Source organism: Nocardia barduliensis, from assembly GCF_013315795.1.
GTDB lineage: Bacteria > Actinomycetota > Actinomycetes > Mycobacteriales > Mycobacteriaceae > Nocardia > Nocardia barduliensis.
This window is the reverse complement of the sequence record NZ_JABLTE010000043.1, coordinates 23,356-36,593: the sequence shown is the minus strand read 5'-3', so window position 1 is coordinate 36,593 and position 13,238 is coordinate 23,356. Positions and strand designations below refer to the sequence as shown.

Genomic DNA, 13,238 nt, shown 5'->3' with positions numbered 1-13,238 from the left:
ACCGGATGCCCGGGGTCCGCATTTCGATCGCGCTGCGCGCAACCCGTGAGCCCTCGGCCGGGGTAGGCGATCGTGGGCTGATGACGACCACCGAGGCGAAATCCACTACCGACGCCGAATTGGACGCGATCTTCGGCCCGATCTTCGACCGGATCGCCCAGGGCGCCGTAGCGCGTGAAATCGATCGCACCCTGCCGTACGACGAGGTCGGCCTGCTCCGCGCGGCGAAGTTCGGCGCGCTGCGGGTTCCGGTCGAGTTCGGCGGTTACGGCGTCACCGTGCGGCAGCTGTTCCGGCTGCTCATCGAACTCGGCGCGGCCGAGTCGAATCTGCCGCAGGCGCTGCGGGTGCACTTCTCGTTCGTCGAGGACCAGTTGCTGGCGCAGCGGGGGCCGGAGCGGGAGCGCTGGCTGCGCGCGGTGGCCGAGGGCACGCTGGTGGGCAACGCGATCACCGAACCTGGCGTCGGCGCGGTGGACCGCTATCGCACCACGCTGACCGAGGACGGCGGCCGGTGGCTGCTCAACGGCGTGAAGTACTACAGCACGGGGTCGCTGTACGCGGACTACATCCTGGCCGCCGCCGACCGCGACGGCGAGCGCGTGGGAGTACTGGTGGACGCGAAGGCCGAGGGGGTGCGTCAGCACGACGACTGGGACGGCTTCGGCCAGCGGCTGACGGCCAGCGGCACCACGGAATTCACCGACGTGGTGGTGACCGAGGATCGAATCCTCGGTCCCGGCTACGGTGCGCCCGGCCCGACCTACGCGACCTCTTACCTGCAACTGGTCCAGCTCTCCGTGCTGGCGGGCATCGCCAAGCGCGCCGAGAGCGACGTCCGGGAATGGGTCGCGGCGCGCACTCGCGGCTACACCCACTCCGCAGCCGATCTGCCCCGGCACGACCCATTGGTGCAGCAGGTGATCGGGCGGCTCTCGGCGGCCGCGTTCGCCGCCGAAGCCAGTGTGCTCGCCGTCGCCGACGTGCTCGACGAGGTGCTGGCCGGCGGCACGACGGACGACAGCGCCGTGGTGGCGGCCGAACTCGCCGCGGCTCGGGCTCAGCTCGCAGTCATCGACCTGGTGCTGCCCGCCACCTCGCTGCTGTTCGAAGTGGGTGGCGCTTCGGTGGTCTCGGAGCGGCTGCGGCTGGACCGGCACTGGCGCAACGCCCGCACCATCTCGGTGCACAACCCAGCGATCCAGAAGGCGCGGGCCATCGGCGATCACCTGCTCAACGGCGCCGACCTGCCGTTCGCGTGGAGCGCGGGCGAACGCACCGGGGGAGCCGCGCAGTGACCCGCCGCATCCGGTTCAACGCCTTCGACATGAACTGTGTCGCCCATCAGTCACCCGGGCTGTGGCGGCATCCCGACGACCGGTCGCACCGCTACAAGGAGCTGGGCTACTGGACCGAGCTGGCGAAGCTGCTGGAACGCGGCCGCTTCGACGGCATCTTCATCGCCGACGTCCTCGGCACCTATGACGTCTACGGCGGCAACGACGTCGCCGCGCTGCGCCAGGGCGCGCAGATCCCGGTGGCCGACCCGTTGCTGCTGGTCTCCGCCATGGCCGCGGTGACCGAGCAGCTCGGCTTCGGCATCACCACCGGCACCGGATTCGAGCACCCGTACCCGTTCGCGCGTCGGCTGTCGACGCTCGACCACCTCACCGATGGCAGGCTCGGCTGGAACGTGGTGACCGGATACCTGCCCTCGGCCGCGCGCAATTTCGGCGCGGCCGACCAGCTCGACCACGACGAGCGCTACGACCGGGCCGACGAGTACCTCGAGGTGCTGTACAAGCTGTGGGAAGGCTCGTGGGAGGACGACGCGGTGGTCCGCGACGCGGCGGCGGGCGTCTACGTGGACCCGGCCAAGGTGCACCACATCGGTCATCGCGGCACGCACTACACCGTGCCGGGCATCCATCTCTCCGAGCCGTCGCCGCAACGCACGCCGGTCATCTACCAGGCGGGGGCATCGCCGCGCGGCGTGCGGTTCGCGGCCGAGAACGCCGAGGCCATCTTCATCGCCGGGCCGTCGAAACGAGTGCTGGCACAGACCGTTTCCCGGATCAGGGACGCACTCGAGGCGGCGGGCCGGGCCCGCGACGCGGCGCGCGTCTACGCGCTCGCGACGATCGTCACCGACGCGACCGACGAGGCGGCGCGGCGCAAGCACGAGGAATACCTGTCCTACGCCAGTGTCGAGGGCGGACTGGTGTTCATGTCCGGCTGGATGGGCATCGATCTGTCCCGCTACGACCTCGACGACCCGATCGGCCAGGTGGAGAGCAACGCGATCCGGTCGGCGGTGGCGGCGTTCCAGGAATTCGACGACGACGGGCGGGAGTGGACCGTCCGCGATATCGGTAAGTGGGCAGGCATCGGCGGCATGGGCCCGGTCTTCGTCGGCTCCGGCGAGACAGTTGCCGATCTGCTCCAGGACTGGGCCGCCGACACCGATCTGGACGGCTTCAACCTGGCCTACGCGATCACCCCGGGGACATTCGAAGACGTTGTCCGGCACGTCGTTCCGGTATTGACCGCCCGAGGCGCGTACACCGAGGAATACACGCCGGGCACGCTGCGCAATGCGCTGTTCGGCGCGGGTGACCGGTTGCCTCCGGAGCATCGCGGCGCGCGCTATCGGCTGGGAGGTCCCGGATCGACCGCCTTGCCGGACGCGGTTTCGCGGCCCGGAGCGACGTCCGCGGCGCACCCGTAGCCTTGCCGGACGGCGACGGAGCCGGCTTCGCCCGGCGCCGTCCGGTTTCGTGCCCGGTGAATCAGTGCGCGGCGAGAAATATTTGGGCTATTGATTCCAGGCCCGCACGGTCGACGTCGTCGAAGCGGCCGGGCCGCGGACTGTCGAGGTCGAATACCCCGACGAGCGCGCCGTCCCGGACCAGCGGCACGACGATTTCCGAACGGGTATCGGCATCACAGGCGATATGGCCGTCGAACGCGTGCACATCCGGCACGAGCTGAGTCTTCCCGGTTTGCGCGGCGGTGCCGCAGACGCCTTTTCCGAGCGCGATGCGCACACACGCCGGTTTGCCCTGGAAGGGGCCGACGACCAGTTCCCGTCCGTCGTAGAAATAGAAACCGACCCAGTTCACTTCGGGCAGCGCGTGGAAGACCAGCGCGGCGAGATTGGCGGCGTTGGCGATGCGGTCGGTCTCGCCCGCCACCAGCGCCTCGGCCTGCGCGGCGAGCCGGCGGTATTGCTCGGTGCGGTCTCCGGTCGGTTCGGCGACGACAAACGACATGGCCCGAATGGTACGCGCTGCGAATTCGCTGTCTGCCCATTGATTCTCGGTGATCGCAACACTCTGCGCGCGCCCTGCGGCCATCGCATCATCCCTGCATGACATCGCAGCAATCCGTATCCCGTTCCACTCGTTCGGCCGCGGTTATCGGCGCCGGACAGACCGGCGTCACTGCGGCGCTGGGACTTCTCGACGCCGGTTTCGACGTCACCCTCTACAGCGAGCGAGAACAGCGCGCCTTACGGGACGACGTTCCCGCGACCGGCACCGCGCTGGAATTCGGTGAGACACAGCAGGCCGAGGCCGCGCTCGGATTGGACAGCTACACCGCGCGAGCGCCCCGGCACACCGGCTTGAGCGTGCGTATCGCCGGACCGGGGCCCGACCGCGCCGAATTGATCCAATTCGACGGTCACTTCGACGGATTCGCCGGCGTCGCGGTGGACACCCGGCTCAAGGCCGACGAGCGGCTCACCGCGTTCCAGGAGCGCGGCGGCCGGTTCGTGGTCGAACAGGTGACGCCGGAGACACTCGACGGCATCGCCGCCGCCAACGACCTCACCTTGGTCGCGACCGGTCGCGGTGGCCTGTCGGACCTGTTCCCCGTCGACGCGCAGCGCACCCCGTACGACGCGCCGCAGCGTTCACTGCTCACCGTCACCGTGACCGGAATCGGCCACGACGAGAACGTCTTCGCCCATCGCAGCGTCGCGGGCGGCGCGCACAGCGGTTTCTCCATCCTCGCCGACCAGGGCGAAGGGTGGTGGGGTCCGTACCTGCACAAGGACGCGGGGCCGAGCTGGGCGTTCCTCGGTTGGGCGCGTCCTGGCAGCGACTGGGAGAAGCGTTTCGCCGCGGCGGACTCCGCCGAGTCGGCGCACCGGATCGTGCAGGACCTCTATCGCGACTACATCGACTGGGATCTGCCGGAGGTGCTGGCCACGAAGACCATCCCCGAAGACCCGCACTCGTGGCTGAATGGCGCGGTGCGGCCGGTCGTGCGGTCCGGTGCCGGGCGCACCGCGGGCGGGCACGTGGTCGCCGCGCTCGGCGACACCGCCATCGCCTACGACCCGATCGCCGGGCAGGGGGCGCAGAGCGGCCTGATCCAGGCGCAGCGGCTGGTCGCGGCGGCCGCCGTGCACGAGGGACCGTTCGACGAGGCGTGGATCGCGCGGCAGTACGCGGCGTTCCTGGCCGCGCGCGCCGACGCGGCCAACAAGGTGACCAGGCTGTTCCTCAGCGATCCCGAGCTGGCCGAGATCGGCAACGCCTTCTTCGCCGCGGCGGCGGTCGACCCGGCGTTCGCCTCGGCGCTGGTGGGGCTGCTGCATCGTCCGCAGCCGTTCCTGCCGATCGACTCGCCGGAAGCGGCCAACGAATTCATCACGCGGGTCACCGGCGAGGACGCCGCGGCGCTGCTGGGCCGGTTCGCGCCCGCGGGCACGTTCAGCAGGTCGAACTACTCGGCCGCGCTCGCCGACGCCTGATCCGAATCGCACAGATTCAAAACCTCGTCCCGTCCGGGGGCCGGTGCTGGAGTGGAAGGAGCGCCGGACGCGTGGCGTCCGGCCTCCGATCCGACGGCTTCCCCCCGAAAACCATGGAGCAGCTATGACCACGGAGCAGATCGCCGAGCAGATCCGGTTCGCCTACTGGGTGCCCAACGTCAGCGGGGGACTGGTCACCAGCGACATCGAACAGCGCACCGGCTGGGATTTCGAGTACAACAAGAAGCTCGCGCAGACCGCGGAGAACAACGGCTTCGACTACGCGCTGTCCCAGGTGCGCTACACCGCCTCCTACGGCGCCGAGTACCAGCACGAATCGACCTCGTTCAGTCTCGCCCTGCTCGGCGCGACCGAACGGCTGAAGGTCATCGCGGCCGTGCATCCGGGGCTGTGGCACCCGGCGGTGCTGGCCAAGTTCGGCGCCACCGCCGATCACTTGTCCAACGGCCGGTTCGCCATCAACGTCGTCTCCGGCTGGTTCGCAGGCGAATTCACCGCGCTCGGCGAGCCGTGGCTCGAGCACGACGAGCGCTACCGGCGCAGCGCGGAGTTCCTCGAAGTGATCCGCAAGATCTGGACCGAGGACAACGTGAACTACGGCGGCGACTTCTACCGCATCCGGGACTTCACCCTGAAGCCGAAGCCGCTGAACACGCCCGAGCGCCCGAATCCCGAGCTCTTCCAAGGCGGTAACTCGACCGCCGCCCGGCGCAACGGCGGGCGCTACGCCGACTGGTACTTCTCCAACGGCAAGGACTTCGACGGCGTCACCGAGCAGCTCGACGACCTGCGCGCCGTAGCCCGCGCGCACGACCGTGAGGTGAAGTTCGGGCTCAACGGCTTCATCATCGCCCGCGACACCGAGACCGAAGCCCGCGACACCCTGCGCGAGATCATCGAAAAGGCGAACAAGCCCGCAGTGGAGGGCTTCCGCGACGCGGTGCAGCAGGCGGGCGCGTCCACCCAGGACCGCAAGGGCATGTGGGCTGACTCCACCTTCGAAGACCTGGTGCAGTACAACGACGGTTTCCGCACCCAGCTGATCGGCACGCCGGAGCAGGTGGCCGAGCGGATCGTCGCCTACAAGCAGCTCGGCGTCGACCTGATCCTCGGCGGCTTCCTGCACTTCCAGGAGGAGATCGAGTACTTCGGCGCGAAGGTGCTCCCGCTGGTGCGCGAGCTGGAAGCCGCGCGGCGGCCTGTCTCGGCGGTGCACTGATGACCGCGGTCGCCGCCGATCGCATCCTCTCCGCGGCACAGGCGTTCGCGGTCGCGCAGCGGCTCGCGGCGGAATTCGCGCCGGGGGCCGCCGAGCGCGACCGGGATCGAGCGCTGCCGTACGCGGAGGTCGATCGGCTGGCGGCCAGCGGTCTGCTCGCGATCACCGTGCCCGCGGCCTACGGCGGCGCGGATCTGCCGCCGAGCGCGGTCGCGGAAGTGACGCGAATCCTCGCCACGGCCGACCCCAACATCGCGCAGATTCCACACAGCCACTTCGTGTACGTGAACCTGCTTCGGCTCGCGGGTACGGCGCGGCAGCGCCAGCGGTACTTCGGGCGGGTGCTCGACGGTGGGCGCATCGCCAACGCGCAGTCCGAGCGCGGCGGAGCCACCATCGCCGAAATATCCACCACGTTGCGACCGGTCGGCGACCGATTCCGCATCGACGGCGTGAAGTACTACTGCACCGGATCGCTGTTCGCCGACCTGTTCGCCGTGCTGACCCGGCTGGACGATCCGGAGGGCCGCAGTGGCCTCGAGCCCGGGGAATACATCGCCTACCTGCCCGCGAGCACGCCCGGCGTGCGCGTGGTGGACGACTGGAACGGGCTCGGCCAGCGCACCACCGGCAGCGGAACAGTGTCCTTCGACGAGGTACTGGTGGACCGCGACCAGGTGATTCCCCGCTCCGGCGCGGTGCGCGCGCCCACCGGCTACGGCGCGTTCGCGCAGTTGCTGCACGCCGCCATCGACACCGGCATCGCCCGGGGCGCGCTGGGTGCGGCCACGGAGTTCGTGCGCACGAAAAGTCGTCCGTGGTTCGAGGCCGGGGTAGCGAACGCGGTGGACGACCCTTTGTTGATCCAGCGCTTCGGTGAGTTGTCGGTCGCGGTCACCGCCGCGGAGGCCACCCTCTCCTCGGCCGGATGGGCGGTGGACGAGGCCACCAGGACGGATACGAGCGCCGATCGCGTCGCCCGAGCTTCGCTGGCCGTGGCGACCGCCAAAGTGCTCGCCGACCGCGCGGCCAACGACGTGTCCGCCGCGCTGTTCGAGGTCGCCGGAACGCGCAGCGTGGCGGCGGATCTGAACCTGCACCACTTCTGGCGCAACGCGCGCACGCACACCCTGCACGATCCGGTGCGCTGGAAATACCAGCACATCGGCCGGGCACTGCTGCACGACGCCGCGCCGCCGCTGCACGGCGTGATCTGAAAGGAGACGAAATGACGGTCACAGTCGTCGTCGGCAATCCCAAACCGGCCTCGCGCACGCTCACGGCGGCCACCTTGCTCGCGAAGGGGCTGCGGCCGGAGGTGGAGCCCACCGTGATCGACTTGGTCGAGTTGGGTCCTGGCCTGCTCGGCTGGGGTGACCCGGCCGTTGCAGAGGCGGTGCGCACTGTGGCGGCCTCGGAACTCGTAGTCTTCGCCAGCCCCACCTTCAAGGCGACCTACACCGGTCTGCTGAAGCTGTTCCTCGAACAATTCGACGGGGGAACAGGACTCGAGGGCGTGCTCGCGGTGCCGGTGATGCTCGGCGCCGGACCGGCCCACGCGCTGGCGCCCGACCTGCTGCTCAAGCCCGTGCTCGTCGAGATCGGGGCCACCGCGGCGTTGCCCGGGCTCTACCTGTCCGATCGCACATTCGCCGAAGACGGCGTCATCGACCGGTACAGTGGTCGGTGGCGTTCGGTCGCCCAGGCACTGGCCCACAGCTCGAAGGCTGCGAATCATGCATGACCTGTTCGAATTCCCCGCCGACGGAGCCGGTCTGCGTCGCGCGTTCGCCAACTTCCCCAGCGGTGTCGTCGCGGTCTGCGCCGAAATCGACGGAATCCCACACGGTCTGGCGGTGAGCACCTTCGTTCCCGTCTCGCTCGACCCGCCGCTGGTTTCGTTCTGCGTGCAGAACTCCTCGGCCACCTGGCCCAAGCTCGCCGCCGCGAGCCATCTCGGCCTGAGCCTGCTCGGCACCGACCAGCAAGCCGCCGCCCGCTCCCTCGGCACCCGCGACGGTGACCGCTTCCGCGATATCCAGCTGCACCGCGGCTCGGGCGACGCCGTGTTCATCGACGGCGCCACCGCCTGGATCGAGGGCGTCCAGGAGGCCCACGTACCAGCGGGCGACCACGCCGTGGTCATCCTGCGCATCCACCGCATCGCCACCCGCACCGACGTCGACCCGCTCGTCTTCCACGGCAGCAAGTTCCGTCGGCTGCACGCCGAACCGGCGAACGGGGCGGCCTGAGGTCGCGGGTCCGATCCGCCCGACGACCGGATCGATAGCGCGTAGGGTGACCCGCGTAGCGCTGTCGGATGACGCGGGAGCGGAGAACTTATTCCGCACATGCGCCGCGGCCTTGGTGCACGGAGCCTCGCCTTCTCCGCCCGGCATCAACCATCCACGCAACCGCAGCAGCTTCGAAGCGGCGATCCGCACAGCCGTCCGGTTGCTCGGCTGATTGCGCGGCTTCCTCTTCAGTCTCCGCGCCACCCGCACCAGTGGTTCCCGAAAACGTTGTCTATCAGCAGCTCTCGGCTTGCGGAGACAACGTCGAGGGCCTTGTCGGCCGAAGGCGATCTGTCGGTGCGTGTCGATATCGTCGCCCGCGACGCGATGGTTGTAGTGCCCTCGCTCGGTGGAGGGAGAATGCCATGTTCGGTCTCGAGACTCGTCTTCAGCTGTCGATCCACTCCGGAGCTTCGAGGACGACCGCAGCTGGATGGTTGGGCTGAAAACGGAAAGCCCTGGGTCGGCGGGTGCCGGTCCAGGGCTTCGGTGGAGCCGATGACGGGAATCGAACCCGCGCTGTCTGCTTGGGAAGCAGAAGTTCTACCATTGAACTACATCGGCAGGGCGCAGATGCGCCAATCGAGACTGTAGCAGAAGCCGCGCACGGGGTGGGAAAAGTCCTGCTAGATGCTGGTGAACTGGGTCGATGGTCCAGCTGGGGGCGCTAGGGCCGGTCGAACTTCCCGTCTGTGACGCCAGCGGTGAAGGCGTCCCACTCGCTGGGGGTGAACACCAGCGCCGAACCAGTCGGGTCTTTGGAGTCGCGGACACCGATCTTGCCGCTTCCGAGGAATGCGACCTCGACGCAATCGCCGTGACCTCCGCTGTGACTACTTTTGAACCACCGTGCACCCGGTAGATCGGTGCTCACCTTGCAAACTCCTTCACCATCTGCCGCAGCAGCTTCCTGCTCGCTGTCGCATCCAACGCGGAGCGGCGGATTACCGTGGAGGCGGTCCGATACTTCGCGACCTCCGCCTCTTCCTCAAGGTACATGTTGCTCGTGAAGGACTCGACGTACACCACAGGTGGGTCGACCTCGAATGAAAGTATCGAGAACGCTCCAGTTGCTGTTCCAATGGGGTACCCGGCAGCGAACGGCAGTATGCGAATGTCGATGTTGTCTCGCGTACTCATCTCGGCGAGATGATGCAGCTGGGAGCCCATGATTCGTTCGTTCCCGACAACTCTCCTCAAGATCGCTTCGTCCATAACCATGGTTGCTTGGAGGGGTTTGGTCTTCCGGGTCAGACTTGCCTGTCGCTTCAACTTCAGTTCGATCCGGCGGGCCTGCTGCTCTTCGGATTCGTCCGGGAAAAACAAGTGGTTCAGCGCCCGTGCGTACGCGGCGGTCTGGAACAGGCCTGGCACCAGCTCCGAGCGGTAAATGTCGATCGCGCGAGCCTCGTACTCCAGTCCCACGTAGACGTCGAACCGTTCCTGTATGACCTCGCCGTACTGCTGCTGCCACCACTTCTTAGGTTGCGCGGCCGCCTCTTCCAGCATGCCGATCAAGGCTGCGACTTCGTTCTCGTCCTCGATGCCCAGCACAGCACACAGGTCCCGCACGTCTCGGTCGTTCAACGTGCCGAGGTAGCCCCGCTCGATGCGAGATTGAGTCGGAACGCTCCATCGCATCGCCTTGGCCACATCCGGCTGCTTCAGGTTCGCTGCGTGCCGGGCGTCGCGGATGTGATTGCCGAACCGGCGTCTCGGCAGAGACGGGGGTGGCGCGACTTCGCGGACCATCGTTCCTCCAATCTTTCAGATTGAAAGATATTAGCCGCCCTGATGATAGCTTTAATGGAGGTTTAGGCCGAATCGGTGAAATTTTCAGACTGAGAGCCCTGCCCAACCGTCGCGATGGTCTCCTTGTTCTGCGCGGGTGGAGAGGCCGTTCTATCGCCTCCTTGAGGCCCTGCGCACCCACCATCATTCATGGGAGCAGAGGTCTACTGATGGACGAAGGAGCGTTCGGGGACACCCCACTGTCCCGTTGTCAGTACTACCGGCGGACCTGCGATCTACCCGTCGTCATCGATCCGCCCGAGTTGGGGCGGATCATCCTTCGGGCGGGCAGCGTGTGGGGCCTCACGATGCCGACCCGGCTCGGGCAGGCGGTCAAGGCTCACTTGCAGAGCTGTGGGAACGCGGTCGGGCCGATCATCGGGCACTCGCGATCCGGCAGGTGGACCTTCTTGATACGCCCGGATATCGACCTGGGCGACGTGAAGTTGTTCGCCGAGATGTTCCGTCTGGATGTCAACGTCGCACGGACCGGGGCGAGCATTGCGCTTCCATCGCCTACTGCGTCCGCTGGGGCGATCCGTCACTGGATAGTCCCTCCGCGCAACCCGTTTCGACCCTCGGGGCAGGTAGTGATCGCGGCCGTGCGCGCATGGGCTGACCAGGTACACGGCAGGCGGAGGCCCGGAGGGTTCATGCCCGATAGCCCCTCGACCAGGAGTGATGAGTGATGGCCGCGACTGTCGCGGCCGTCGCCGCCGCCGTTTGCACAATGGCGTGCTACTTCGGCGCGACGAGGCTGCTGGTCCGCCCGATCACCCGCGAAATCTCGGATTCCTGCTGCGTGCGGTGTCTGCGTCTGTGGTCCTCCAGGGCGACCACCGCCGAGCGTCCGCAGGGGGCAGCGGGCGCACCCGCTCGGCCGAGAGCGGGCGATCACCGTCCTCGCACTTCGCATCCACCGACCGCGATGGCGGGCTGACATGGAATATTCCGGGTGGTCGCGGCTGCGCAACGTTGACACCGCCGATGGTTGGGCGCTGAGCGGCCCCGCCGTGGACCACTGGTTGGCCAAGCCGTTCGACGGCGGATATGCCGTCATCCGGGTCATCGGAGCCGATGGCACGTTACGGGTCACGCTCGGGGACGACGCAGGTCGGCTGATCCGCTCATATTCCGAGACGACCGACGACATCGGGCGCGCGAAAGAGATCGCGGCGGCTGGAATCGCGCGTTTCCTGAAGGAAGGAGCCAAGACGCACCTGTAGAGCCGGTCTGGGTCGGAGAGTAGCGGTGTGTACCCGCATCTCCGTCCCGTGCACTGCTACCTGCGCGTCTACCCCTTCGAAGACCTCGTGCGACGTAATTTGAGCTCATGGATGACGAGACCGCTGCGCCGAAGAGGCTTCATGAGCCTGCCGGTCCGGCCGAACCTTCGGCGCCGGCCTCTTCGTTCGACTTGGCGGAACTCCAGCGCGGTCTGCGGGTCGCGACGCGGAGCGGGCGATACGCGCTGATCACCGCGGTGGCTGCGGCGGTGATCTCGGCTGGGGTATCGGCGTGGGCTTCTACCCATGTGAGCCGCACGGAGATGAACCGACAGGAAAGCTTCGCGGCTGCGCAGTCCGTGCGGAAGGATCGCAGCACGGCATATGTCGCCTATGTCGCGTCGGTTATGGACTTCGCCGTCCAGTTGGGTCGGATTCGTGCCGCGTTGGAAGTACACCCGCCCAACCGCGCCGCCATCGCCACGGAGCTGAGCAAGCTCGAGGAACCACTGCGAGCGCATATGCGTGCCGAAGCTACCGTGCGAATCGTGGGCAGCGAGATGGGCCCGACCCTCGCCCGCCGGGACCGCGAGCTGAGCGCACTGATGTTCGAACCCGCCGACACTTCCTTGATGGCTGTCAAGAACCATCTCGATCAACGGCCGGACGTGCTCATAGACGACGACGAATGGCGACGGGTCGCGGCTGTGGGCCTCGCGGCTATCGACAAGTACGCGGAGGAGACCAGCATCGACGAGATCGCTGCGCAGGCGCGTACAGACCTGGGTTCCGGATAAGTTCCTCGGTGGCTCGGGGTTCCCGTCGGTCAGCGCCCGATCCCGCTGAACGGGTAGGAGACGTCGACTCGCCGCACCGCCTCGCCGTAGACCTGCGGGGACCGGTCGCATTCGGCGATGAAATCGCCGGGGAACCCGAGTTCGAAGGGGACCGCCGCCTCGAGAACGGCCGCTGCCTCATCGGACAACGTGAGGTCGACGGCACCGAGATTCTGTTCGAGCTGGGCCGCGGTGCTGACGCCGACCAGCGGCAGGACGGCGGGTGACCGATGCCTGGCCCAGGCGATCGCCACATGGGCCGGTGGCACACCGAGTTCGGCTGCGACGGTCTCGACTGCGGCGGCTGCGGCGCGTTCCCGATCGGTGAATCGGGCGGGGTCGGCGCGTCGTCCCGTCGCACCGGAGAGAACCCCGCGCGCCAGCGGAGCCCAGGTGGTCACACTCATCCCGAACGCTTCGGCCATCGGCAGCAGTTCGCGTTCGACATCGCGTTGCAGCAGGTTGTAGGGCACCTGCAAACCGGCGAACGGTGTCCGGTCCCGGCAATGGGCGAGTGTGTTGGCCTGGGCCACAACCCATGCCGGGGCATCGGAGATGCCGATGTAGAGCACCTTGCCCGTGCGTACGACCTCATCGAGCGCGCGTACCGTCTCCTCGATCGGCGTGTGCCGGTCCCATACGTGCACCCAGTACACGTCGATGTAGTCGGTGCGCAGCCGTCGCAGACTCTGTTCGAGCGATCGGATCAGGTTCTTGCGGTGGTTGCCGGAGGCATTCGGGTCGCTCGCGTCCCGGGTGAGCGTGTACTTGGTGCCGATGACGAAGCGGTCGCGGCGGTCGAGCACGGTGCCGAGCATTTCCTCGCTCGCACCGTAGGCCGAGGCGGTGTCGACGAAGTTGCCTCCGGCATCGGCGAACACGTTCAGAATCCGCCGGTATTCGTCCACGTCACCGATCGCCATGGTGCCCAGCACGAGTTCGGACACACGCAGACCGGTTCGGCCGAACAGTCGGTATCGCATCATGCGAGCAGTCTGCATCGCATCCGGGGCGGTAGGCAGGCCGTGGCAGTGCTGGTATCGACACGGGCGACCTGCGTCCAGGACCGCCCGAGGAAGCCGGGCCGGA

At 67.7% G+C, this 13,238-nt stretch carries 13 protein-coding genes and 1 tRNA gene; 9 read left to right on the top strand and 5 right to left on the bottom strand.

All coding sequences use genetic code 11. The annotated features are described in order from the left end of the window. Window positions 1-80 precede the first annotated feature (80 nt). Window positions 81-1,298: an acyl-CoA dehydrogenase family protein gene (locus tag HOV91_RS19795; protein ID WP_174186885.1), complete on the top strand. Its 1,218-nt coding sequence runs from the start codon at window positions 81-83 to the stop codon at window positions 1,296-1,298. Further along, window positions 1,295-2,728, top strand: coding sequence for an LLM class flavin-dependent oxidoreductase (locus tag HOV91_RS19790; protein WP_174186884.1), 1,434 nt, complete (start codon window positions 1,295-1,297; stop codon window positions 2,726-2,728). Before HOV91_RS19795 ends, HOV91_RS19790 begins: the two co-directional genes overlap by 4 nt. 61 nt (window positions 2,729-2,789) lie before the next feature. On the opposite strand, the gene HOV91_RS19785 is transcribed toward HOV91_RS19790, so the two are convergent. Then, window positions 2,790-3,272: a free L-methionine (R)-S-oxide reductase MsrC gene (locus HOV91_RS19785; RefSeq protein ID WP_174186883.1), complete on the bottom strand. Its 483-nt coding sequence runs from the start codon at window positions 3,270-3,272 to the stop codon at window positions 2,790-2,792. A 98-nt stretch (window positions 3,273-3,370) separates the two neighbouring features. On the opposite strand from HOV91_RS19785, the gene HOV91_RS19780 reads away from it, so the two are divergent. From HOV91_RS19780 to HOV91_RS19760, 5 genes are all read left to right on the top strand, one after another. Further along, window positions 3,371-4,762: a styrene monooxygenase/indole monooxygenase family protein gene (locus HOV91_RS19780; protein ID WP_174186882.1), complete on the top strand. Its 1,392-nt coding sequence runs from the start codon at window positions 3,371-3,373 to the stop codon at window positions 4,760-4,762. A 124-nt stretch (window positions 4,763-4,886) separates the two neighbouring features. Next, entirely contained in the window at window positions 4,887-6,002 is a 1,116-nt protein-coding gene (gene sfnG, locus HOV91_RS19775) for a dimethylsulfone monooxygenase SfnG (protein WP_174186881.1), read from the top strand. Next, window positions 6,002-7,219, top strand: coding sequence for an SfnB family sulfur acquisition oxidoreductase (locus HOV91_RS19770; RefSeq protein ID WP_174186880.1), 1,218 nt, complete (start codon window positions 6,002-6,004; stop codon window positions 7,217-7,219). Before sfnG ends, HOV91_RS19770 begins: the two co-directional genes overlap by 1 nt. An 11-nt stretch (window positions 7,220-7,230) precedes the next feature. After that, complete coding sequence (locus HOV91_RS19765; RefSeq protein ID WP_174186879.1) at window positions 7,231-7,746, top strand: NADPH-dependent FMN reductase; 516 nt, start codon at window positions 7,231-7,233, stop codon at window positions 7,744-7,746. Continuing rightward, the gene (locus tag HOV91_RS19760; protein ID WP_174186878.1) at window positions 7,739-8,254 is read left to right on the top strand and encodes a flavin reductase family protein; all 516 of its coding nucleotides are present in this window, start codon (window positions 7,739-7,741) and stop codon (window positions 8,252-8,254) included. Before HOV91_RS19765 ends, HOV91_RS19760 begins: the two co-directional genes overlap by 8 nt. Before the next feature lie 532 nt (window positions 8,255-8,786). On the opposite strand, the gene HOV91_RS19755 is transcribed toward HOV91_RS19760, so the two are convergent. The 3 genes from HOV91_RS19755 to HOV91_RS19745 all read right to left on the bottom strand — a co-directional run bounded on the left by HOV91_RS19755 (window position 8,787) and on the right by HOV91_RS19745 (window position 10,048). Further along, window positions 8,787-8,860, bottom strand: a tRNA-Gly gene (locus tag HOV91_RS19755). A 103-nt stretch (window positions 8,861-8,963) separates the two neighbouring features. Beyond that, a complete protein-coding gene (locus HOV91_RS19750) occupies window positions 8,964-9,170 on the bottom strand; it encodes a DUF397 domain-containing protein (RefSeq protein ID WP_174186877.1) in 207 nt (68 codons plus the stop codon). Further along, entirely contained in the window at window positions 9,167-10,048 is an 882-nt protein-coding gene (locus tag HOV91_RS19745) for a helix-turn-helix domain-containing protein (protein ID WP_174186876.1), read from the bottom strand. Before HOV91_RS19745 ends, HOV91_RS19750 begins: the two co-directional genes overlap by 4 nt. 980 nt (window positions 10,049-11,028) lie before the next feature. Between HOV91_RS19745 and HOV91_RS19740 the strand changes: the two genes are divergently transcribed. Both HOV91_RS19740 and HOV91_RS19735 read left to right on the top strand, forming a co-directional pair. Beyond that, on the top strand, window positions 11,029-11,313 hold the full coding sequence (locus tag HOV91_RS19740) for a hypothetical protein (protein ID WP_174186875.1): 285 nt from the start codon (window positions 11,029-11,031) through the stop codon (window positions 11,311-11,313). A 107-nt stretch (window positions 11,314-11,420) separates the two neighbouring features. Then, complete coding sequence (locus HOV91_RS19735) at window positions 11,421-12,110, top strand: hypothetical protein (protein ID WP_174186874.1); 690 nt, start codon at window positions 11,421-11,423, stop codon at window positions 12,108-12,110. 29 nt (window positions 12,111-12,139) lie between these two features. Here the strand turns inward: HOV91_RS19735 and HOV91_RS19730 are convergent, their stop codons facing one another. Then, the gene (locus HOV91_RS19730; RefSeq protein ID WP_217440789.1) at window positions 12,140-13,135 is read right to left on the bottom strand and encodes an aldo/keto reductase; all 996 of its coding nucleotides are present in this window, start codon (window positions 13,133-13,135) and stop codon (window positions 12,140-12,142) included. Between the last annotated feature and the right edge of the window lie 103 nt (window positions 13,136-13,238).

What these genes read in the sequence shown, in the direction of transcription:
- HOV91_RS19795 (WP_174186885.1), top strand. Translation starts at nt 81, where the DNA reads ATGACGACCACCGAGGCGAAATCCACTACCGACGCCGAATTGGACGCG.
- HOV91_RS19785 (WP_174186883.1), bottom strand. Translation starts at nt 3,272, where the DNA reads ATGTCGTTTGTCGTCGCCGAACCGACCGGAGACCGCACCGAGCAATAC.
- HOV91_RS19780 (WP_174186882.1), top strand. Translation starts at nt 3,371, where the DNA reads ATGACATCGCAGCAATCCGTATCCCGTTCCACTCGTTCGGCCGCGGTT.
- sfnG (WP_174186881.1), top strand. Translation starts at nt 4,887, where the DNA reads ATGACCACGGAGCAGATCGCCGAGCAGATCCGGTTCGCCTACTGGGTG.
- HOV91_RS19770 (WP_174186880.1), top strand. Translation starts at nt 6,002, where the DNA reads ATGACCGCGGTCGCCGCCGATCGCATCCTCTCCGCGGCACAGGCGTTC.
- HOV91_RS19765 (WP_174186879.1), top strand. Translation starts at nt 7,231, where the DNA reads ATGACGGTCACAGTCGTCGTCGGCAATCCCAAACCGGCCTCGCGCACG.
- HOV91_RS19760 (WP_174186878.1), top strand. Translation starts at nt 7,739, where the DNA reads ATGCATGACCTGTTCGAATTCCCCGCCGACGGAGCCGGTCTGCGTCGC.
- HOV91_RS19745 (WP_174186876.1), bottom strand. Translation starts at nt 10,048, where the DNA reads ATGGTCCGCGAAGTCGCGCCACCCCCGTCTCTGCCGAGACGCCGGTTC.
- HOV91_RS19740 (WP_174186875.1), top strand. Translation starts at nt 11,029, where the DNA reads ATGGAATATTCCGGGTGGTCGCGGCTGCGCAACGTTGACACCGCCGAT.
- HOV91_RS19735 (WP_174186874.1), top strand. Translation starts at nt 11,421, where the DNA reads ATGGATGACGAGACCGCTGCGCCGAAGAGGCTTCATGAGCCTGCCGGT.
- HOV91_RS19730 (WP_217440789.1), bottom strand. Translation starts at nt 13,135, where the DNA reads ATGATGCGATACCGACTGTTCGGCCGAACCGGTCTGCGTGTGTCCGAA.